At 72.4% G+C, this 21,314-nt stretch carries 15 protein-coding genes, 1 tRNA gene and 1 riboswitch; of the genes, 6 read left to right on the top strand and 10 right to left on the bottom strand.

The genetic code is table 11. The features are described 5' to 3' along the window. Positions 1-741: macrolactam cyclase family protein (locus ABT381_RS27630; RefSeq protein WP_502965721.1), on the bottom strand; the 741-nt coding region annotated here is incomplete at its 3' end. Between the two features lie 777 nt (positions 742-1,518). Between ABT381_RS27630 and ABT381_RS27625 the strand changes: the two genes are divergently transcribed. The 4 genes from ABT381_RS27625 to ABT381_RS27610 all read left to right on the top strand — a co-directional run bounded on the left by ABT381_RS27625 (position 1,519) and on the right by ABT381_RS27610 (position 7,380). After that, positions 1,519-3,120 (top strand): NsdA family TPR-like regulatory protein, encoded by a 1,602-nt coding sequence (locus ABT381_RS27625; RefSeq protein ID WP_351599281.1) that lies wholly within the window; start codon positions 1,519-1,521, stop codon positions 3,118-3,120. Positions 3,121-3,299: 179 nt separating this feature from the next. After that, positions 3,300-4,706, top strand: coding sequence for an L-2-hydroxyglutarate dehydrogenase (gene lhgD, locus ABT381_RS27620; protein ID WP_351599280.1), 1,407 nt, complete (start codon positions 3,300-3,302; stop codon positions 4,704-4,706). Positions 4,707-5,049: 343 nt separating this feature from the next. Continuing rightward, positions 5,050-5,829, top strand: a complete 780-nt coding sequence (gene trmB / locus ABT381_RS27615; protein ID WP_351599284.1) for a tRNA (guanosine(46)-N7)-methyltransferase TrmB — start codon at positions 5,050-5,052, stop codon at positions 5,827-5,829. 153 nt (positions 5,830-5,982) lie between these two features. Continuing rightward, entirely contained in the window at positions 5,983-7,380 is a 1,398-nt protein-coding gene (locus ABT381_RS27610) for a PrsW family intramembrane metalloprotease (protein ID WP_351599279.1), read from the top strand. Between the two features lie 29 nt (positions 7,381-7,409). Here the strand turns inward: ABT381_RS27610 and ABT381_RS27605 are convergent, their stop codons facing one another. Beyond that, a complete protein-coding gene (locus tag ABT381_RS27605) occupies positions 7,410-8,357 on the bottom strand; it encodes a YDG/SRA domain-containing protein (RefSeq protein WP_351599278.1) in 948 nt (315 codons plus the stop codon). A 139-nt stretch (positions 8,358-8,496) separates the two neighbouring features. Here ABT381_RS27605 and ABT381_RS27600 point away from each other — a divergent pair, with 139 nt between their 5' ends. Further along, positions 8,497-8,796 (top strand): hypothetical protein, encoded by a 300-nt coding sequence (locus ABT381_RS27600; protein ID WP_351599283.1) that lies wholly within the window; start codon positions 8,497-8,499, stop codon positions 8,794-8,796. 81 nt (positions 8,797-8,877) lie between these two features. Here ABT381_RS27600 and ABT381_RS27595 read toward each other — a convergent pair whose 3' ends face one another. The 3 genes from ABT381_RS27595 to ABT381_RS27585 all read right to left on the bottom strand — a co-directional run bounded on the left by ABT381_RS27595 (position 8,878) and on the right by ABT381_RS27585 (position 12,029). Then, the gene (locus ABT381_RS27595) at positions 8,878-9,870 is read right to left on the bottom strand and encodes an aldo/keto reductase (RefSeq protein WP_351599277.1); all 993 of its coding nucleotides are present in this window, start codon (positions 9,868-9,870) and stop codon (positions 8,878-8,880) included. A gap of 79 nt (positions 9,871-9,949) precedes the next feature. Then, entirely contained in the window at positions 9,950-10,381 is a 432-nt protein-coding gene (locus ABT381_RS27590; RefSeq protein WP_351599276.1) for a VOC family protein, read from the bottom strand. A 469-nt stretch (positions 10,382-10,850) separates the two neighbouring features. After that, positions 10,851-12,029, bottom strand: coding sequence for a M23 family metallopeptidase (locus ABT381_RS27585; protein WP_467754731.1), 1,179 nt, complete (start codon positions 12,027-12,029; stop codon positions 10,851-10,853). A gap of 11 nt (positions 12,030-12,040) precedes the next feature. After that, positions 12,041-12,183: riboswitch (cyclic di-AMP (ydaO/yuaA leader) on the bottom strand. A gap of 275 nt (positions 12,184-12,458) precedes the next feature. Between ABT381_RS27585 and ABT381_RS27580 the strand changes: the two genes are divergently transcribed. Continuing rightward, positions 12,459-13,508 (top strand): DUF2332 domain-containing protein, encoded by a 1,050-nt coding sequence (locus ABT381_RS27580; protein ID WP_351599275.1) that lies wholly within the window; start codon positions 12,459-12,461, stop codon positions 13,506-13,508. On the opposite strand, the gene ABT381_RS27575 is transcribed toward ABT381_RS27580, so the two are convergent. The 5 genes from ABT381_RS27575 to ABT381_RS27555 all read right to left on the bottom strand — a co-directional run bounded on the left by ABT381_RS27575 (position 13,488) and on the right by ABT381_RS27555 (position 21,096). After that, positions 13,488-14,624, bottom strand: coding sequence for a PP2C family protein-serine/threonine phosphatase (locus ABT381_RS27575; protein ID WP_351599274.1), 1,137 nt, complete (start codon positions 14,622-14,624; stop codon positions 13,488-13,490). The two genes, ABT381_RS27580 and ABT381_RS27575, sit on opposite strands and share 21 nt — an antisense overlap. Before the next feature lie 334 nt (positions 14,625-14,958). Then, positions 14,959-17,046, bottom strand: a complete 2,088-nt coding sequence (locus ABT381_RS27570; protein WP_351599273.1) for an ATP-binding protein — start codon at positions 17,044-17,046, stop codon at positions 14,959-14,961. Positions 17,047-17,451: 405 nt separating this feature from the next. Then, positions 17,452-17,524 (bottom strand) — tRNA-Lys (locus ABT381_RS27565). A gap of 200 nt (positions 17,525-17,724) precedes the next feature. After that, a complete protein-coding gene (locus ABT381_RS27560) occupies positions 17,725-20,025 on the bottom strand; it encodes a DEAD/DEAH box helicase (RefSeq protein WP_351599272.1) in 2,301 nt (766 codons plus the stop codon). A gap of 372 nt (positions 20,026-20,397) precedes the next feature. Beyond that, positions 20,398-21,096, bottom strand: coding sequence for a hypothetical protein (locus ABT381_RS27555; protein ID WP_351599271.1), 699 nt, complete (start codon positions 21,094-21,096; stop codon positions 20,398-20,400). Between the last annotated feature and the right edge of the window lie 218 nt (positions 21,097-21,314).

The following is a 21,314-nucleotide window of genomic DNA, read 5'->3' as shown; positions in this document are numbered from 1 at the left end:
GCCGGGGTCGAGGCCGCCCGCGGCGCCCGGGCCGCCGTGCGGGTCGGGCGCGTGCCGCGGGGCCGCCAGCCGGGCCCGTACGGCGTCCACGAGCGCCTCCCGCACGCCGTCCACGGCCTGTTCGGGCGCGAGCTGCGGCGCCGAGACGGCGAGCGAATGGGTCTGTTCGTACGAGGTGATCTCGCTGGAGCCGCCGCGCAGCACGAGGGCGTGGCCGGGCGGCACGCGCCGCACGCCCATGTACGGCGTGCCGGTGCCGAGCGCCTCGGGGGCGTCCGGGCAGGCCAGCAGTGCCGCGAGGTGCCCGACGTCGAGGCTCGCCTCGATCAGGTCGGCGAGCGGCAGCGCGGCGGTCGCGTAGGCCGTGCCGCCCGCCCACCGGGTGTGGAACACCGGGCGCGCGCCCGCCAGATCGCCGGTGACCGTCAGCCGCCGGCCCACCTGGGCGACGGCGGTGTAACTGCCGGGCCAGGCGGTGAGATGGCGCAGCGCACCGCCTCGTGCGGCGAGGAGGCCCACCCGCAACTGGTCGTCGGTGGCGCCGCACACCCCGAAGACCGCGATCCGGGTCTCGGGGTCGGCCTGCACGATGCGTACTTCATCGGGGCGCCAGTCGCCGACCGCCCACAGCGGATCGGGGTCGCCCCACAGGAGTTGGGCCCCTACGGGGAGCACCGTACGGCTGTCGTCGATGGGGTCCGGGCCCGTGGCGGTACTGCTCCACCCCACCAACCAGCGCATCGCGGCCTCCGCCCGTCTCCCCGTCGCTCCGTACGCCGGTCACGGGGCACTCGTCCGCCCCGCACAGCGCGTGGCACAGCAGTTGTGCGGACCACTCTGCCACGACAGGGGCGGGTGGGAGGCGGCATGAGGACGGCGTGTACGCGCGGGCGCCCTCTGGAGCCGCGACACCGCTCCGAAGAGCAGCGCGCACCCACCTTCAGGAGCCGCGCGGGCCGCTTCTGGGGGCTGCGCGGTCCGCTTCCCGGGGCTGCGCGCCGCCTACGGCGGAAAAACGGCGGGTGACGGTATTCAGCCAAAGTCCGTTCCGTACCGATACGTTGCGGGCGGAAGCGCTCTCGGCGCGTACCCGGCGCATTCAGGGGCGGCCGTTGGGGCGCGCGACCCGGGCGGCGGACCGTACGGACCGCCTGGCGGTCCCGTTCCGATGCGTTGCGTAAGTGATCGCGACAGTCCGGGAGGTGGGACTCACCCCCCGGACCGGACCGCCACCCGCGGGGAATGAGGTGGCGGTGTCCCCCAGCCCACTGGATCCAGTGCAGCGGGCCGACCCACGCAAGTCCCATGGAAACGTGCCCGCCATGGAGCGGCCAGCGCGCACGGACGGGCGCACGGCAACACGTACCCGGAGCACATGCCCACGCGCGTCCTCCTCTCCAGACACGAATCTCGCCATCCGGGACACCGGCCCTTAACGGTCGGGATTCAGCGAACTACTCTGGGTGGACGCATGCCCCGGGGAGTACGGGGTGGCCGTCGCTTGGTCGAGGGGTGCGCATGTCCAGGGATACTCGCGGGCCGAACGAAAAACTCGGCACCGTTCTCGCCCTCGCGGGGATCAGTAACGCCGGGCTCGCCCGCCGGGTCAACGACCTCGGTGCGCAGCGTGGCCTGACGCTCCGCTACGACAAGACTTCGGTCGCCCGGTGGGTGTCGAAGGGCATGGTGCCGCAGGGAGCGGCGCCGCACTTGATTGCGGCTGCGATCGGCAGCAAGCTCGGCCGGCCGGTGCCTCTGCACGAAATCGGGCTGGCCGACGCCGACCCCGCGCCCGAAGTGGGCCTGTCCTTCCCACGCGACGTGAACGCGGCCGTACGGTCCGCGACCGAGCTGTACCGGCTGGATCTGGCCGGACGGCGGGCGGGCGGCGGCGGCATCTGGCAGAGCCTGGCCGGTTCCTTCTCCGTCAGCGCATACGCCACTCCGGCCTCCCGCTGGCTCATATCCCCGGCCGACAGCTCGGTGGCGCGGGGCGTTCCCGAGGCGAGAACGGGCCGGGGCGGACCGCAGGACACGGAGGCGGACGCGGGCCCCGAGGGCAGCCCTTCGGGCCCGGTCGCCGCACCTGGTGGCGCGCCGACGGCCTCCGGGGTCCCCAGTACGTCCGTCCCCTCGGGCAAGGACCCGGCCGGCAAGGACGACCCGAAGGACGCGGCGGTCGCCGGCGGCGAGCCGCTGCCGCAGCACGTCGGCCACAGCGACGTCTCCAAGCTGCGCGAGGCGGCCGAGGACGCGCGCCGCTGGGACTCCAAGTACGGCGGCGGCGACTGGCGTTCCTCGATGGTGCCCGAGTGCCTCCGGGTGGACGCGGCCCCGTTACTCCTCGCCTCGTACAGCGACGAGGTGGGACGCGCGCTGTTCGGGGCGACGGCCGAGCTGACCCGGCTGGCCGGCTGGATGGCGTTCGACACGGGCCAGCAGGAGGCGGCGCAGCGGTACTACATCCAGGCGCTGCGCCTCGCCCGCGCCGCCGCCGACGTACCCCTGGGCGGCTACGTCCTGGCCTCGATGTCGCTGCAGGCGACCTACCGCGGCTTCGCCGACGAGGGCGTCGACCTCGCCCAGGCCGCGCTGGAGCGGAACCGGGGGCTGGCGACCGCCCGCACGATGAGCTTCTTCCGGCTGGTCGAGGCGCGCGCCCAGGCGAAGGCCGGCGAAGGCCGCGCCTGCGAGGTCGCCCTGAAGGCGTCCGAGGGCTGGCTCGAACGGTCCCGTGAGGGCGACCCGGACCCGTCCTGGCTGGACTTCTACTCGTACGAGCGGTTCGCGGCCGATGCCGCCGAGTGCTACCGCGACCTGAGACTTCCGCGCCAGGTACGGCGCTTCACGGAACAGGCCCTGTCCCGCCCGACCGAGGAATTCGTGCGCTCGCACGGCCTGCGGCTGGTGGTGTCGGCGGTGGCCGAGCTGGAATCGGGCAATCTGGACGCGGCCTGCGCGGCGGGCACCCGCGCGGTCGAGGTGGCCGGGCGCATCTCTTCCGCCCGCACCACGGAGTACGTGCGCGACCTCCTGCACCGGCTGGAGCCGTACGGCGACGAGCCACGCGTGGTGGAGCTGCGGGAACGGGCGCGGCCGTTGCTGGTGGCGCCGGTCTAGGCGGTCGCCCGCCTGCCCGCCCCCTCCCGGTGCGCTCTTTCGGGCGGCTCTTCCCGGTGCGCCGCCCTGGTCAAGGCCCGGGCGACGGAGCCGGTGCGGGACGGATGTCAGTGCCCCCCGTCATGATGGGTATGTCGGTCGTGACGTGACGTTGCTCGTGATGGGGAGGTGCTGCCGCGATGACGTTCGAGCAGGCGGAGGGGCGGCCCGCGGGGCAGGCCCCGGGTGAGGGCGCGGGGGCCGCGCGGCGTGCGGAAACAGGGGCGCCGGAGCCCGCGGGCGCAGGAGGGGACGACGCGCGGACCGTCGGCGATCCCCGGCCCGCCGACGCCTCCAGGCCTGTCGACGCCTCCTGGCCCGCCGGGACCCCCGGCACCGCTCCCCGCTCCGACTGCGACGTCGTGATCATCGGCGCCGGCATCGTCGGCCTCTCGACGGCGTACGCGATCACCCGGGAAGCGCCCGGCACCCGAGTCGTCGTACTGGAGAAGGAGCCCGGCCCCGCCCGCCACCAGACGGGCCGGAACAGCGGCGTGATCCACAGCGGCATCTACTACCCACCCGGCTCCCTCAAGGCCCGCTTCGCGCTCGAAGGCTCGGCCGAGATGGTCAAGTTCTGCGCCGAGCACGACATCCCGCACGACATCACCGGCAAGCTGATCGTCGCCACCGACCGCGCCGAGCTGCCCCGCCTGCACTCCCTCATCCAGCGCGGCCGCGAGCACGGCATCCCCGTCCGCGAGCTGGGCCCCGCGCAGATCCAGGAGTACGAGCCGGAGGTGCGCGGCCTCGCGGCCATCCATGTCGGCACGACCGGCGTGGCCGACTTCGGCGCGGTCGCGGAGCTGCTGGGCCGGCTCGCGACGGAGGGCGGCGCGCGCATCGAGTACGGCGCGGACGTGCGGACGATCGGCCGGCGCGGCGGCCGCGTCGCGGTGCGTACGGCCGGCGGCCGGGTCGTCCGCGCCCGCACGCTGGTGAACTGCGCGGGCCTGCACTGCGACCGCGTCGCCCGGCTGGCCGGTGACGCCCCCGGGATGCGCATCGTCCCGTTCCGCGGCGAGTACTACTCCCTCTCCCCCGCGCGCGACTCCCTGGTCCGCGGCCTGGTCTACCCCGTCCCCGACCCGGCCTTCCCGTTCCTCGGCGTCCACCTCACCCGCGGCGTACACGGCGAGGTCCACCTCGGGCCGAACGCCGTCCCGGCGCTGGCCCGCGAGGGGTACGACTGGCGGACGGTCCGGCCCGGCGAGCTGGCCGGCACCCTGGCGTATCCGGGCGCCTGGCAGATAGCCCGCCGCCACTGGCGGTACGGCGTGGGCGAGCTGCACCGCTCCCTCTCCAAGCGCGCCTTCACGGACGCGGTGCGTCGCCTGCTCCCGGCGGTCACGGCCGACGACCTCACTCCCTGCCCGGCCGGCGTGCGCGCCCAGGCGGTGCTGCCCGACGGCACCCTCGTGGACGACTTCCTCATCACCGAGGGCCCGCACACCATCCACGTCCTCAACGCCCCGTCCCCCGCGGCCACGGCGTCCCTCCCCATCGGCCGAGAAATAGCAGCCCGAGCACTGCGGTCCCTCGGGTAACCAGCGCACTACCACTGTGGGCCGCCCGCTACCACTGCGGACTGCCCGCCGCCGCTGCGGACTGCCCGCCGCCGCTGTTGGCCCCGCCGCCGCTGTGGGCAGTCGTGCCGCTAGGGGCGGCACGGGTGGGCACAGCGGCACCCGGCCACCGGCGGGCAGCCGGACAGCCCTCCCCGGCCACCGACCACCGACCCCGTCGGCCCCGCTCCCCCGCCCGTAGAATCGACCCACTGTGTCCGAGAACCCCGTCACCCCAGCCGACGCCGCCCCCACCGCACCCGAGGGATACGCGGGCGCCTCCGCCATCCCCCAGACGCACCCCGTCGCGCCCCAGACGCCCCCCGTGCGCCAGGCGCACCAGGCGCACCAGACGCGCCACCGCGGCGAGCCGATGTTCCCCGACGGGACCGGACCGGCCGCCGACCCGGCGGGCTCGCACCACGAACGGCGCATCCGTTCGTTCCAGCCTCGCCGCAGCCGCGTCTCCCCCACCCAGGCCGACGCGCTCCGCCGCCTGTGGCCCAAGTGGGGCCTGGACATCGACGGCCTCTCCCGGATCGACCTGAACGAGCTCTTCGACGGTCACGACCTGCCCGTCGTCCTGGAGATCGGCTTCGGCATGGGCGAGGCGACCGCCCAGATGGCCGCCGCCGACCCGGACACCGGCATCCTCGCCTGCGACGTCCACACCCCCGGCCAGGGCAACCTCCTTGCCCTGGCCGAGCGCAACGGCCTGTCCAACGTCCGGGTGGCCAACGGCGACGCGATCATCCTCCTCCGCGAGATGCTCGCGCCCGCCTCCTTGGCCGGTCTGCGCGTGTACTTCCCGGACCCGTGGCCGAAAAAGCGCCACCACAAGCGCCGCCTGATCCAGCCGGAGTTCCTCTCCCTGGTCAGCACGCGGCTCGCCCCGGGCGCGACCGTCCACTGCGCCACCGACTGGGAGCCGTACGCGGAGCAGATGCTCGAGGTCCTGAGCGCCGAGCCGACCCTGGAGAACCTCCATCCGGACTCCGGCTACGCACCCCGCCCGGAATTCCGCCCCCTCACCAAGTTCGAGGGCCAGGGCCTGGACAAGGGCCACGTCGTCCACGACCTCCTCTTCCGCCGCCGCACGGACTGAGCCGACGGACGCCGGAGTCTCCGCGATCCGTACCGGCCCAATCCGTACACAGGTACGGGCAAAACTGGCCCGTACCGACCGCCCCACCCATCGGCTCTCAGCCCCGGTGCACGACTGCGCGCGCCGCCGCCACCTCGTGGTTACTGTCGAAGAGTGCACCCGTCCAAGCCGTCACCGGACCGCCCCTCGGGCCCCCAGTACGGACCCCCGAGCGGTCCACCGCCTCTGCCCCAGCCCCCCGCCGGCGCAACGACGGACACCCGCCGCAGAGGCATACAGGAACACGGCAGAGGCATACACGAACACGGCAGAGGCGCGCTCGAGCACGGCAGCGGCGTACGCGTAGGCAAGCAACGCGCCCCCCGCCGGGCGGTGCTCCGCATCGCTTCCCTCATCACCCTCATAGCCCTGCTGACGCTCTCCGGCATAGCCATCCTGACCCTGGTCCGCCGCCAGACCGGCACGGAAGGGTTCCTGGTCGGCTTCGCCCTCGCCGTCTTCCCGGTACCGATCCTCGTCACGGCCTTCCGCTGGCTGGACCGCGTGGAACCGGAACCCTGGCGCAACCTCGCGTTCGCCTTCGCCTGGGGCGCCTGCGCCGCGACCCTCGTCGCGATCACCGCCAACGGCTTCGCGACCCAATGGCTGAGTACGAACATCGCCAGCGTCTCCCCGACCGACGCCGAGACCTGGAGCAGTACGGTCGTCGCCCCGGTCGTCGAGGAGACGGCGAAGGCGGCCGCCGTCCTCCTCCTCTTCCTCTTCCGCCGCCGGCACGTCGACGGCATCACGGACGGCATCGTCATCGCCGGCCTCACCGCCACCGGCTTCGCGTTCACCGAGAACGTCCTCTACCTCGGCAACGCCGTCGGCCGCGACCTCTCGCTCGGCTCGTTCAGCCTGCACTCACTGGCCGGCCTCGCCGACTCGCTCACCGCCGGCACCTTCTTCGTACGCGTCATCATGTCGCCGTTCGCGCACCCGCTCTTCACGGTCCTCACCGGCCTGTCCTTCGGCATAGCTGCGACCCATTACCCCCACCACCGCTCGCTGCGCCTGGCGCTCCCCGCCCTCGGCCTCACGACGGCGATCCTGCTCCACTCCATATGGAACAGCGCCTCGTCCCTCGGCAGCTTCGGGTTCCTGGCCGTCTACGGGCTCTTCATGGTCCCGGTCTTCGCCGCTCTCTCCTGCCTCGCCGTCTGGTCCCGCCGCCAGGAGCTGCTCTCCTTGCGCACGTACCTCCCCCCGTACGCGGCCGCCGGCTGGCTCACCCCGACCGACCCGCTCACCCTCTCCTCCCTCAGGACGCGCGCCCTCGCCCGCTCGATAGCCCGCCGCACCCACGGCCCGGCCGCCGCCCGCGCCGTAACGGAATACGCCGCCCTGGCCACCTCCCTCGCCTTCCTCCGCCGCCGCGCCCACCGCACGGGCCCCACCCCCGACTTCCACACCCGCGAACGCGCCCTCCTCCACCACCTCTGGCAAACCAAACCCCTAGCCCACCCAGCCCTCACCCACGCCCACCAGCACATCCACCGTCCCCACTGATGGGCCCTCTGATTGCACGACAGCGCGCGCTATGACGCGGAAAGCTTCTTGTCCCACCACTTCCGGTGGTACTCGGTGTAGTCCGTGCCAATGTTGTGTTCAGGGAATCGGGTGAGCTCAGGGAAGACCGCACCCGGTTGCAAGACAGCCCCTCGTTCCACAACACGCCAGTCATCGGAAATGTAGATGGCGCCCTTATCGAGACGCACGTGACAGTTGGCGCAGAGACAGAGGACGTTCTGCTCTACGTCGGGTCCACGATGCAGCTTCCCCAGCGGGCGAATGTGGGCCCCTTCGCTGTACGCCTTGCCATCGCCGCCCACCAGGCGGAAGCCACACACCTGGCATTCGTGGTCGTACATGCCCTTCACTCGCCGTACGACCGCGGTGTCCCGCACGATGCGCTGCACGGTCGTCGTACGCGTTTCGGGGAACTTCTCTTCCGCGTCGAAGTCAAAGAGCGCGGCGATCTTCTGCTCGGGCTCCGTAAGCTCCTGCTTCGAGTCCGTCAGGCGATGCAGATCGAACTGGCAGATCTGCCACCCAGACTTCCCTTCCACCATGCGGATGTCTGTGATTCCGTAAAGGCCGTCATAGCGGTAGCCGTTCTTCGGCGAGTACCGCTTATCGCCTTCATGCCCGCGGATGATGCGGATGGGGTGACCACGCTCGTAGCTCAGCTTCAACGCCGCATTGGTCTGCTGCTCCCAGTCCTGGTCAGCAACTTGATTCTTCTTGGAGTCGTTCCGACCGCCAGCACCGGTGTAGCGGATCCAGTGCCAGTGATCTTCGTCGTCTTCGTATCCACCGTTGAGGACGATCGCATTTGCCACCCGTTGGCCGTCCGAGTCCTTGTTGGTGGAAATCCCCGCCTGATTCTGCGAGTGCAGATTCGCCGCCTTTACGGCATCCCTGCTCTCGAAGGAGGAGCCTGGGATCGCCCCGTCCACATGCCCAATGAACGTTTCATTCGCCATCGACCCATCGTGGCAACCTTTGATCACTTTCGATCGAACCTAGACGCAAAGTGATGGGCGTCACTCAACCCCCTCGCTGCCGTCAAGGCGCTTAGTCATAAGGTCGATTGAAAGATCCCTTGATGTGGAGGTTGTCGTGATGGCTCGGGTTCCGGCGGGTGTGGTGGCGGCTGCGGGGCTGGTCGCGGGGTATGGGGTGGCTCGATGGACCAAGAAGCGGCCGCTTGGTGGGGTGGCGTTGGCGGCGGCCGGGGCTGTGGCTGCTCGGGAGTGGCAGCGGAAGGGTGGGAACGGGACGGCGGCGGCGTTGAGCGGGCTGTATGTCGCGGCGTTCGCCGGGTCGCATCCGTTGGCGAAGAAGGTGGGGGCCTGGCCGTCGGTGTTCGCGGTGGCGGGGGCCGTGGCGGCGGCTTCGTGGGTGGTCGTCGACCGGAAGTGAGCATGGGGGAGGGAGAAGACGAGGGCGGCTGCGTACTACCCGTACGCAGCCGCCCTTGGTGTGTAGCGCGGGTCTCGTGGACTACGCCGAGGCGTCCGTCAGGAGGGTGAGGTCCTCGTGGGTGAGGGGGAGGGTGCCGAGGGCCAGGAGGGCCGGGAGCTGGGCGACCGTGCGGGCGCTGGCGATCGGGGCCGTGACGGTGGGCTGGGCGGCGAGCCAGGCGAGGGCGACGGTGGCCTGTTCGGCGTCGTGGCGGGCCGCGACCTCGTCCAGGGCGGCCAGGACGCGGCGGCCGCGCTCGGTGGCGAGGTGTGCGGCGGCCTTGCCGGAGCGGGCGCTGTCCACGTCGGTGCCCGGACGGTACTTGCCGGTCAGGAAGCCGGAGGCAAGGCCGTAGTACGGCATGGCGCCCAGACCGTGGCGGGCGGCGATGTCGCGCAGCGGGCCCTCGTACGTGTCGCGGGAGACGAGGTTGTAGTGCGGCTGGAGGGCGACGTACTTGGCCAGGCCCTCGCGTTCGGAGAATTCGAGTGAGGCCTGGAGCCGCTCGGGCGAGATGTTGGAGGCGCCGATCTCGCGGACCTTGCCGGCCTTCACCAGGTCGTCGAGGGTGGAGATGATCTCGGAGACCTCGACGGACTCGTCGTCGTAGTGGGTGTAGTAGAGGTCGATGTGATCGGTGCGGAGGCGGGTCAGGGACTCGTCGACGGCCGCCTTGATGTTGGCGGCGGACAGGCCCTTGCGGTCGGGGAGGGCGCCGACCTTCGTGGCGATGACGAGGTCGGAGCGGTTGCCGCGGGCGGTGTGCCAGTCGCCGATGATCGTCTCGGATTCGCCGCCCTTGTTGCCGGGGGCGAAGACGGAGTAGGCGTCGGCCGTGTCGATGAAGTTGCCGCCGGCCCCGGTGAACGCGTCCAGCACCTCGAAGGACGTCGCCACGTCGGCGGTCCAGCCGAAGACGTTGCCGCCGAGGGAGAGGGGGGAGACCGTGAGCGAGCCCAGGGGCTTGGTGGCGGCGACGGGGACGGGGCCGTGGCCGGGCGTGGGGGCGGAAGAAGCGGAAGACGTGGACATGTGAGCGTCAGCGGGGTTGGGAGGCGGAGTTATTCCGGGACGTGACGGGGCGTCACTCGAATGCCGACTGCCTGCCGCCCTAGCGGTTACTGAGCGGGGACGGTGCCTCCTGGACCGTCCAGCCGTTGCCGTCGGGGTCCTTGAAGAACATGAAGGAGTTCCACGTCTCGCCGCGGCCTTCGGCCCAGCCCTCGGCGCCGAGATGCTGTACCGGACCGACCTCCACCCCGCGCCGTACCAGCTCCGCGTGGGCCGCTTCGATGTCCACCACGCACAGCTGCAGGCCCTGGAGCGAGCCCGGGGCCATGGCGGACTGGCCGGGTGCCGGCGGCAGGCCCTGGATGAGGGCGATCGAGCAGCGCGAACCGGGCGGGGTCAGCTGGATGATCCGTACCCCTTCGGCGACTTGCGAGTCCACGTCGGCCTTGAAGCCGCACTGTTCTTCGTAGAAGCGCTTCGCACGGTCCTGGTCGGTGACGGGGACGGTGACAACTTCGAGGGTCCACTCCACTGGGGCCGTCCTTGGCTCGGCGCCGTTCTTCTTGGGGCGCGGTGGCGGGGGCCCGTTCATTCTGCGGGAGCGGGATGGGTTGCGCTCGCCGGACGGCCGAAGATACGCCCGGCGGCCCGATGGCCCCCGCGGTGTGCGGGTGGCCATCAGGGCCGCCGTGGTGTGCGGGCCCGCGCTACGCGGAGACCCGGCCGTCGGCCACCGCCTCTCCCCTCCTGCTAGTACGCCCGGTTCCCGGTCGCGGCGGAGCGGGGCGCACGAGGCGGCGGCGACGGCGGACAAGTGCCCCGGACGGGCGGACGGAAGCCCGGCGGGCGGAGGATGGCCCGAAGGCGCGCCCGAAGACGACCCCGAAGGCGACCCCGGAGAGCGGGCGTTCTCAGACCTTCACGCCATCGTCGTCATCAGACGTCGTCATCAGACGTCGTCGTCAGGCGTCGTCGTCAGGCGTCGTCGTCAGGCGTCGTCGTCAGACCTTCAGCCCGTGGTCGCGCAGCCACGGCATCGGGTCGACCGGCGTGTCCGGGCTCGGGCGGACCTCCAGGTGGAGGTGCGGGCCCGTGACATTGCCAGTGGCGCCGACCCGGCCGATGACGTCGCCGGCGTTCACCTTGCCCGAGGTCTTCACCATCGAGGAGAGGTGGCAGTACCAGAGCTCGGTGCCGTCGTCGAGGGTGACGACGATGCGGTAGCCGTACGAGCCCGCCCAGCCGGCCTGCGTGATCGTGCCGCCGTGCACGGCCTTGGCCGGGGTACCGGTCGGGGCGGCGAAGTCCAGCCCTGTGTGGTCGGCGGCCCAGCGGTCGCCGCCCTGTCCGAAGGTGGCGGTGATGGTGAAAGAGGAGACCGGGAGGGTGTAGCTCTTGGCCAGTTCGGCGAGCTCGGCGGCGCGGGCGGCGGCCGCCTTCTTGCGCGCCTCTTCCTCGGCCTTGGCCTTGGCTTCCGCCGCGGCCTTCTTCTTCGCGCTCTCGGCGTGCTTCTGGCGCTCGGCCGCGTCCGCCTCGGCCTGCTGGACCGCGGCCTGTTCGGCGGTCTCGCGGGCCTCCTGGTCGGCGGAGCTCTGCGCCTGTTCGGCCTGCTCCAGGATGCGGGCGCGGAGCGCCTCGCCGCCGCCCTGCGCGGACTCGCCGCCGCCCGCCCGGGTGAACGGGCCGCCCTGCGCACCGTCCGCGCCCGTACCGGAGGAGTCGTGGGAGACCAGACCGCCGATGCCCGGCAGGCTCTCCGCCGCGGGGAGTTTCTCGGATACGTGTTCGGCCATGCTGCCCAGGTCGGGCATGGATATGGAGACCTGCGGCTTGCCCTGCGCGGAGGCCATGCCGCCCGCGCCGACCGCCGCGATGACGCCGACGCCCAGGACCGTACTGCTGCGGGCGAGGCCGCCGCCGCGCTGCTTGGCCACGCGGTGCCGGCCGCGTACGGGGCGTACGGACTCCTCGGTGGGGTTCCACTCCTCCCACGGGCCGCCCGCCGCACCCGGATCGCTCACGGCGGGGAAGGTGGCGGTGTCGGCGGGCGCCGGCTCGGCGTGCGTCCTGGGGGACTCGTGGGTGCCGTGCGCCGCGTACGCATCGTGGGTGCGGTACGAGTCGTGCGCGAGGTGCGGGGACCCGGGAGACGGGTCGGGGGCAGGCTTGTTGGACGCCACGGGGGCGCACTCCTTTCCTTCCTTCTCGCCTACCGGGTTAGCTGACGGGTTCGGAGCAGGAAGGTCTCCTACGGGCGGCTCCGGGGGGAGTCGTCCGATTCACCCCAAGGTGGTGGTTCCCCGGTTCCCTGGGCAGGTGGTGCGGTGGTGAAGTGCGCTTATGGGATTCGGCGTCGGCCGCGCGGTGCCGCCTCTTGCGACGGCTGGTCCGACCGCGCTGCGTTATCGGACAGTAATGGACGGGACGGCCGGATTCCAAGCGTTCCCCGGAATCCGTACGCCCGCTGAGCTGGACTTATGCCACCAGTCATGACCAAATGGGGGCGAGTTGACCGGGCATCGGAAACCCGTAGCGGACTGATCGTTTGTCAGTTGTTATGCGGAGGGGTGCGCAGCGATTACGTACAGTGAGAGCAGTAACGTCTGATCATGGTCGTCAACAGCGCGCAGGCAGTGGCGGATCGGTACGCGGAGTTCTCGTGGCAGCAGGCGCGGGGCGAGTCCGAAGCGCATGAGGAGCTGACCGCCCGCATCAGCCAGGACCCGGAATTCTGCGACTTCCTGGGCGCCTCCCTGCCGCCCGGCAACAAGCAGCAGCCCAATCTCCTGCTCGCCGCCGTCCGTTACCTCGACGGCCCGCACGCCGACCAGGGGCCGCGCGGCGACTTCGCGTACCGCACGTGGCGCGAGTGGACGATCCGGCACTGGGACGACGTACGCGACGTCATGATGCGGCGGCTCACGCAGACCAACGAACCCGCGCGCTGCGCCACACTGCTGCCGCTCCTCGCCCGGCTCCCCCAGCCGCTCGCGCTCCTGGAGGTCGGCGCGTCGGCCGGGCTGTGCCTGCACCCGGACCGGTACCGCTATCGCTACGACGACGGACCGGAGTTCGGCGCTCCGGACAGCCCGGTCGTCTTTTCCTGCCGTACGTCCCCGGGCACGCCGGTACCGACCGGGCTGCCCCGGATCGCCTGGCGGGCGGGGATCGACCTGAACCCGCTCGACGTGGCCGACGCCGACGACGTGCGCTGGCTCCAGGCGCTGATCTGGCCCGGGTCGACGCCCGATGCGGCGGAACGTCAGCGGCGTCAGCGCGACGCCATCGAGGCCGTACGGCAGGCACCGCCGGCTCCGCTCGTGCGCGGCGACCTCCTGGACGAGCTGCCCGCGCTGGCCGCGCGGGCGCCGCGCGACGCGACGCTGGTGGTCTTCCACACGGCCGTGCTGACGTATCTGCCGCTGGAGCGCCGCGAGGAGTTCGCCCGGGTCGTACGGTCGGTCCTGGTGGACCGGGCCGGGCACTGGGTCTCCAACGAGCACCACAGCGTGCTGCCGTGGCTGCCCGGACCGCGCCCCGCCGACGCGCACCAGCTCACCCTCGCGCTCGACGGCCACCCGGTCGCCCTCACGGGCCAGCACGGACAGAGCGTGCAGTGGCTGGAGGAGGCACCGTCCCTACCCCTCCGGTCTTCGTAGCGCCAGCAGGGCCATGTCGTCCGCCGTCTCCCCTCCCGTGTGCCGTGCCACGTCGTCCACCAGGGCGTCCAGCAGCGCGTCGGGACCGGTGAACAGCCGGCCGGCCAGCCGGACCGCCGGCTGGTAGAACACGCCCCCGCTGTCCCGCGCCTCGGTCACCCCGTCGGTGAACAGCAGCAGCATCGCGCCGGGCGGGAAATCGGCCTGGTCGGCCCGGTCCGGCCAGCCCGCGACCTCGCTCAGCCCGAGCGGCAGCGCCGGGGCCCGCGGCTCCAGCTCGCGCAGCGTGCCGTCCGCGCACAGCAGCAGCGGCGCCGGATGGCCGCGGTTCAGCACCCGCAGCACGCCGCGATGCTCGGACGGCACCTCGGCGAGCACCGCCGTGGTGAACCCCTCGAACTGGTCCAGCCCCGCCCGCCGGCTCCCCTCGCGCTGCAGCGCCCGCTCCAGCCGCCCCGCCACCGCCTCCAGCGTGGCCTCCTGCTCCGCGGCCTCCCGGAAGGCGCCGATGACGATCACGGCGGCCTCCACCGCCTCCAGGCCCTTGCCCCGCACGTCGCCGACGATGAGCCGTACGCCGTGCGGGGTGTCCTGCACGGCGTACAGATCGCCCCCGATACGGGCATCCGCCTGCGCCGCTTCGTACCGCGCGGCGACGTCGAGCCCGCTGATGCGGTCCGGCGGCAGCGGCAGTACGGCCCGCTGGGCGGCCTCCGCCACGTCGCGCACGGAGGCGAGCCGGGCGTCGGTCATCCGCACGGCCCTGTTGATACCGAGCGCCAGGAGGGCGACGACCAGGACCGTCACCGCTTCGGTGTACGACTCGTAGCCGCCGGTCCGGCCGTGGAAGACGGCCACGCCCAGCTCCGCCAGTACGGACAGGACGCTGACCAGCGCCGTGTTCCGCAGCGAGTACAGCGGCGCGGCGACCAGCGGCGCCGCCGAGAAGAACGGCGCGGCGGTGTACCGGGTCGGCGTCAGGAGGTCGAAGGCCAGCCCGCCGATCAGGAGCACAGCGGGCAGCCAGCAGACCAGCCGGCGGCTGACCGGCGACAGCCCGTCCCGACGGGCCCGCCGCTCCCGGTCGCCCGGCACGCCCACTCTGCCTCGCCCCATCCGCACCGGCCTCCTTCCCCCACCGCTCTCCGTACCGCCGTACCGCCGTCCCAGGGTGTCCGCCGCGGCACCGCGCGGCGACTCTTCGAGGGCCGGACGGGTCACGGTCACGGTCACGACCACGAGCCCCCTCCGGATGCCACCGATGCGTTCGGATACCTCTGGATGTGTCTGGACACTCTTTCAACTCCTGACCGGCGTACAGGCGTTCCCGGCCGGCGGAAGATCCGCGGAAGAAGGGTGTGCGCAGCTGCGGCGCGCGCCCATCCATCACGGGCGCGCCCCGACCATCACGGGCGCGCCCCGGCCTTCCGCCGGGCAGCCGGAGCCGGGTTCAACGCCCGCGTCGGACAGCAGTGAGGCCGTCGTCCATACCGCTCTCCAGGCCCTTGCGGAAGGCTGCCTCGTACGCCGCTTCGCCAAGGGCTCGCCGGGCGCGGTCCTCGCAGGACCGGCGAACGGCGGCGAGTCCCGGCGAATCCATCTGCGCGCTGCCGACGACCTGCCAGACCTGCTGGCCAAGGCCCAGCAGCCACGCCGACTGCTCCCCGTCGCCGTCGGCCAGGACCGCCGAAGCCAGCGCGTCCAGGGCCACCGCGGTTCCCGTGGTGTTGTGGAGCGCCCAGTGCCCCCTCATCGCCTGGCGGGCATGGCCCGTCGCCGAGTGCGGGTCTCCCTGCGCGAGGTCCACCAACGCCCGCATGTAGTCCGCGTAGGCACACACCCAGCGCTCGCCGTATCGCCGGCATTCCGCCCGCAGCTCATCGGCCACGACCCGGGCGTGGGCGAACTCCTTCATCAGCACGTGGGTGAACAGGCGGCACAGGCGGACCTGGAGCTCGGCGATCTCGTAGCGTGCCTCCCGGACGCGTCGGTGCAGGACTCCGTCGAGTACCTCGGCCGCGCGGACAAGCTCTCCCCTCATCGCAAGGCTCATCCCCAGGACCCCGGCACCGGCGGCGACAGCTCCGGTGTCCTCCTGGCCCGGCTGCAACGCGGCGGCCGCACAGGCCGCTCCGCAGCGGCCCGCCGCCTCCAGGTCTCCTTGGGAGAAGGCGATGGATCCGCGGGCGAAGAGCGCCCAGGTCCGCGCCGGGCCGGGCTCGGGTTCCGGATCGAGTACCAGGTCCAGGTACCGCTGTCCGTCCCGGCTGAACCCGCAGTAGCGCCAGAGGAAACCCAGACACCCGGCCATCTCCACGGCGGTGTGGCGTTCCTGTCCGGTCAGGCAGAAGTCCATGGCGGCCCGCATGTTGGCGTGCTCGGCGATGACGCGCTCGCACCACAGCACCTGGTCGGGCCCGACCCACTCGTCGCAGCCCCGCCGTGCCACACGCAGGTAGTGATCACGGTGCCGACGGCGCGTCTGCCGCTCCTCGTCCAGCTCGTGCAGCCACTGCCCGCCGTACTCGCGGACGGTGTCGAGCATCGCGTACCGGGGGCCGTGCGGGGTCTCCGTACGCTGCAGGACGGACTTGTCCACCAGGCGGGACAGGAGCTCCGGCACCTGGTGACCGCTGAGCGGACCCCCTTCGCAAACCCGTTCGGCCGCCTCCTGCTCAAAACCGCCGGCGAACACCGAGAGCCGGGCCCACGCCAGCCGCTCCAGCGGGGCACACAGCTCGTGGCTCCAGCCGATCGTGGTGCGCAGCGCCAGGTGCCTGCGCTCGCCCTCGCCGTGCCACGGGTCGGGGGAGGTCAGGGTCTCGAAGCGGGCGTGCAACCGCTCACGGAGCCGGTCCAGGGGCATCTCCGGCAGCCGGGCGGCAGCGAGTTCGATGGCGAGGGGAATGCCTTCCAGGCGTGCGCAGATCTCGGCCACCGCCGCGCCGTCCCCCGCCGCGAGGACCGTACCGGGTGCGGCTTCGGCGGCGCGCTCCATGAACAGCACCGTCGCATCGGACAGCACCGTCGCATCGGACAGCACCGCAGCGTCGGACAGCACCACCGCATCGGACAGCACCGCAGCATCGGGCGGTACCGACCCGTGGGAGCTTCCCGCCGTACTGACGGGCAGCGGCGGTACGGCCATCACGCGCTCCCCCTGGGCCTTGAGGGGGCAGCGGCTGGTGGCCAGGAAGTGCGCCCCGGGAGCCGCGGCCAGCAGCGCCTCGACGAAGTCGGCGCACCCGGCGGCCAGGTGTTCGCAACAGTCCAGGATCAACAGCAGCCGCTTGTCGGCCAGCCATTCGGCCACCACCTCGATCGCCGGCCGCGTGGTCTGGTCGGCCAGCCGCAGCACTTCATACACAGCGAGCGGAATCGAGGTCGCCTCGTGCAGCGGTGAAAGTTCGACCAGCCGTACCCCGTCGGGGAAGGCGTCCCGCATCTCGGCCGCGGCGCGCTTGGCCAAGCGGGTCTTGCCCACTCCGCCCACCCCGGTCAGCGTCACCAGCCGAGCGCCGACCACCAGGTCCGTCAAGGCGCTCAGTTCCCTGCCGCGCCCGACGAAACTCGTCGCTTCGGGCTCTGGGCTCCCCGCCGCTCGTCCCGGCCCCGTCTCCTCCACGGTGGGCTCCCATCCGGTACTCCGGCCGCTGTCCGCCGCCCGCGCCCGAGTCTCACCCCGGCCACCGCCCCGTACCCGTGAATGCCATGAGCTGCCCGCTTCTTCCTGCGGGACGGACATACGACCGCACCACCGGGACACACCTGGTCATCTCCCGCCCCGCTTCGATCAACGGAGGTGTACGAGCCTGATCCCCGAGGCGGAAACGACCCTGAGGCGGAAACGACCCTGAGGCGGAAACGACACAGCGCTCCGGCCGGCCTGAGCCGACGGAGCGCTGCACTACAGGTCGGAGGGGCTTCCTCCGACCCACCACGGTGGGCCATCAGGGGCTCGAACCCTGAACCAATGGATTAAAAGTCCACTGCTCTGCCAATTGAGCTAATGGCCCGCACCGAGCAGCATAGCCCGCGCTCGCACCACAACTGGAAGGCATCAGGGGTCGGCGGGGTCGGAGTGGCTCGGAGAACTCCGTTATGAGGGTGCGCGGGACGGTATGAACGCGCCGGTGGGCCCGTCCTGGGGAGGACGGACCCACCGGTCTGTCAGCGGCGCACGGACGTTTCAGCGGTACGTGCTGCGCTTCTTGGATCAGCCGTTGCGCTTCCAGCGCGGCTTGTCGGCGCGGCGGTCGAAGGAGCGGCCACCGGCGTTGCCGCCGCGGTGGTCGTCCCGGCGGCCGTGCGGGCGACGGTCGTTGTCGCGGTCACGGCCGAAGGACGACGGGCGGTCGTCGCGGCGGTCGCGGTTGAACGGGCGGTCGCCGCCACGGTGGTCACGGCGCTCGAACGAACGGCCACCGGCGTTGCCGCCACGGTCGTCACGGTTGAAACCGCCTCGGTCACCGCCGCGGTCGTCGCGGCTGTTGAAGGGGCGGCCACCGCGGTCGTCCCGACGGTCACGGTTGAAGCCACCACGGTCGCCGCCACGGTCGTCGCGGTTGAAGGGGCGGCCGCCACGGTCGTCCCGACGGTCACGGTTGAAACCGCCCCGGTCGCCACCGCGGTCGTTACGGTCGTTGCGGTCGAAGGAACGGCCGCCACGGTCGTCCCGACGGTCACGGTTGAAGCCACCACGGTCGCCACCGCGGTCGTTACGGTCGTTGCGGTCGAAGGAACGGCCGCCACGGTCGTCGCGACGGTCACGGTTGAAACCGCCCCGGTCGCCACCGCGGTCGTTACGGTCGTTGCGGTCGAAGGAACGGCCACCACGGTCGTCCCGACGGTCACGGCGCTCGTAGTTGCCGCGGTCGTCGCGGTACGAGGAGCGGCGCGGCGCCTCGTCGGACTCCGGGGTGCGCGCGGCCTGGGCCGGCAGCGACACCTCGGCCTGTGCGGCGCCCTCCGCCTCGGCGGCAGCGTCCGCCTCGGCCTTGGCCTGCACCGCGGCCTCCGGGTCCTCGCCCCGCTCGCGCGCGGCACGGGCGGTCAGCCGGTCCGCGTCCTCGCGCAGCTCGACGGCGCGGCGCTGCAGCCGCTCCAGCTCGCGGGTCAGCTCGGCGACCTCGCGCTCCGCCTGCTTGGCGGCGTTCGCGGCCGAGTCGGCCTGCACCTCGGTCAGCGAGCGGGCGCCGGTGATCTGGGCGACCTCGTCGTCGAAGACGCCCGCGCCGCCGACGATGTGGCGCGAGGCGTCCACGCCCGCGTCCTCCATCAGGCGGAAGATCTGGCGACGCTGGTGCGGCAGGGCCAGGGAGACCACCGTGCCGGACTGGCCGGCGCGGGCGGTACGGCCCGAGCGGTGCAGGTAGTCCTTGTGGTCGCCGGCCGGGTCCACGTTCAGGACCAGGTCGATGCCGTCGACGTGGATACCGCGGGCGGCGACGTCGGTGGCGACGAGCGCGTTGACGTAACCGTCCTTGAAGTCCGCGAGGACGCGGGTACGGGCGCCCTGCGTCATGCCGCCGTGCAGCGCGTCCGCCTGCACGCCCGCTTCCACGAGCTGCTCGGCGATACGGTCGGCGCCCAGCTGCGTACGGACGAAGATGATCGTGCGGCCCTTACGGGCGGCGATGGCGGCGGTGACCGGCGCCTTGTCCTTCGGCTTCACGACGAGGACGTGGTGCGTCATGGTCGTGACGTTGCCCTGGGCGCTGTCGACCTCGTGCGTCGCCGGGTCGGTCAGGTAGCGCTTGACCAGCGTGCCGATCTCGTTCTCCATCGTGGCGGAGAAGAGCATCCGCTGGCCGCCGGCCGGCACCAGGTCGAGCAGCTCGGTGACCTCGGGCAGGAAGCCCAGGTCGGCCATCTGGTCGGCCTCGTCCAGGACCGCGACCTGCACCTTGTCCAGGGAGCAGGCGCCGCGGTTGATGATGTCGCGCAGTCGGCCCGGGGTGGCGACGAGGATGTCGACGCCGCGCTCCAGGGCGTAGATCTGGTTGCCCATGGACGTGCCGCCGCAGACGACCTTGATCTTGAGGCCGAGGACGTCACCGTACGGCTGCAGCGCGTCGGCGACCTGCATGGCCAGCTCGCGGGTCGGGGTGAGGATGACGCCGCGCGGGCGCTTCTTCTCGGTGGAGCCGCCGGACAGCTGGGTCAGCAGCGGGAGACCGAAGGAGAGGGTCTTGCCGGAGCCGGTGCGGCCGCGGCCGAGGATGTCGCGGCCCGCGATGGCGTCCGGGATGGTCGCCGCCTGGATCGGGAACGGGGTGGTGACACCGTTCTGCGCCAGCTTGCGGACGATCTTCTCGTCCAGACCCAGGTCCGCGAAGGTGACCTGCGGCTCTTCGGGGGCCTGCGGCTCGTCGGCGACGGCCTCGGTGGACTCGACGGCCTCGGTGCCCTCGACGGCGGCGGTGGCCTGCTCGTCCTGGTGCACGGCCTGGTCGTCGGTGCGGGGGGCCTGCTCGTCGTGTGCGGGCATGGCGGACTGGTCAGTGGAAATGGACATGCGAAATGCGAAACCTTCCGGAGTCTCGGCACGCGCCCAAACTCCGTGTTGTTTCACAAAAGACCGCCTCTATGCGGTCAGCCACGGCAAGGAGAGAACGCGCCACGCGACGCGCTTCGTCCTCTTCGACGAAGAGGATCCGGTGGGCGCCGGGCAAATGGGATCAAACGATCTACCACCATACGCACCCCATCCCCCCGAAGGCAAATGCGGTACCGGGCGGCCCTGGCCCGACACCGCCGGCCGTCCGCCGATCGGCCGGTTTTCGCCGGTCAACGGCCGGTCCCCGCCCCTGCGGCGCTGCGGCCCAGGAGGCTGCCGACCACCCAGTCGTGATGACGAAGCCGATGACGAAGCCGATATCGAAGCCGACTACGAAGCGTCGCCGCCGCCGGGCTGTGCGGAGTCCGGGGTGCCCGACTGCGGGTCGGTCTGCGCGGGGCTGCTCGGGGGCGGGTCCTGGCTCGGCGTGGGCGTCGGGTCCGGCGCCGGGGTCGTACGGGAAGGGGTGGGCGTCGGCTTCGGGTAGCCGGACGGCCGGGGCGGGGCCGGGCGGGGCGGGCTGCCCTCCGTGGGGCTCTCCGACCCCGGACGCCCGCTGCCCGTCGTCCCGCCGCTCCCCGGGGCCGCCGGAGTCCGCTCCTCGTCCGCCGACGGGTCCGCGCCGTCCGAGGGCGCGGCGCGACTGCCGTCCTCCATCGGGCCCGAGGACCGGCCCATCCGGCGCGGCCCGCCACCGGGCGCGTCGGCCGATCCGCCGTCCGGCTGGGCGTCGCTGCCGTGGTGCCCGTCGACGCGGCCGGAGGGCTTGGGCTTCGGCGCGTCCTCGCTGACGCTCATGCAGCCGGTGAGCGAGACGGCGAAGGCGGACGCGGCGGCGACCGCGGCGGCCGTACGGGCCAGGGAGCGGGCCGTGCGCGCCGCCGTACGGGGCGAGACCGAGCCGTCGGGGGACGCGGGCGAGGAGGCGGAGGACACGGAGGGCGGGGGCGGGGCGTGCAGGGCGGGGGGCGGCACGGTGGCCGGGGCGGCGGGCTGGGACGGGCGACTGGCGGGGAGCGGGCGACGCACGGGCGGGACCTCCGGATCCGGAGCGGACACGCGGGACAGGTGCACTGCCCAACTCCCGCCGCCCACCGGAGGACACGCGCGGGACGCCGGCCGTCGTACGCGCCCGATCGCACGGCCCGGCCGCTAGGGGGTGTCTTACGGATCAGGCCGGATCAGGGAGCGGGGTCTGGTGCGTGCAGATGCAAGGCGGAGGAGGGAGTCGACGCGGAGCGATGGGG

Origin of the sequence: Streptomyces sp. NPDC000151 (genome assembly GCF_040301705.1) — a bacterium.
Classification (GTDB): Bacteria; Actinomycetota; Actinomycetes; order Streptomycetales; family Streptomycetaceae; genus Streptomyces.
This window is presented reverse-complemented; position numbering and strand designations above follow the sequence as displayed.

What these genes read in the sequence shown, in the direction of transcription:
- ABT381_RS27625 (WP_351599281.1), top strand. Translation starts at nt 1,519, where the DNA reads ATGTCCAGGGATACTCGCGGGCCGAACGAAAAACTCGGCACCGTTCTC.
- lhgD (WP_351599280.1), top strand. Translation starts at nt 3,300, where the DNA reads ATGACGTTCGAGCAGGCGGAGGGGCGGCCCGCGGGGCAGGCCCCGGGT.
- ABT381_RS27605 (WP_351599278.1), bottom strand. Translation starts at nt 8,357, where the DNA reads ATGGCGAATGAAACGTTCATTGGGCATGTGGACGGGGCGATCCCAGGC.
- ABT381_RS27580 (WP_351599275.1), top strand. Translation starts at nt 12,459, where the DNA reads ATGGTCGTCAACAGCGCGCAGGCAGTGGCGGATCGGTACGCGGAGTTC.
- ABT381_RS27600 (WP_351599283.1), top strand. Translation starts at nt 8,497, where the DNA reads ATGGCTCGGGTTCCGGCGGGTGTGGTGGCGGCTGCGGGGCTGGTCGCG.
- ABT381_RS27560 (WP_351599272.1), bottom strand. Translation starts at nt 20,025, where the DNA reads ATGTCCATTTCCACTGACCAGTCCGCCATGCCCGCACACGACGAGCAG.
- ABT381_RS27575 (WP_351599274.1), bottom strand. Translation starts at nt 14,624, where the DNA reads ATGGGGCGAGGCAGAGTGGGCGTGCCGGGCGACCGGGAGCGGCGGGCC.
- ABT381_RS27595 (WP_351599277.1), bottom strand. Translation starts at nt 9,870, where the DNA reads ATGTCCACGTCTTCCGCTTCTTCCGCCCCCACGCCCGGCCACGGCCCC.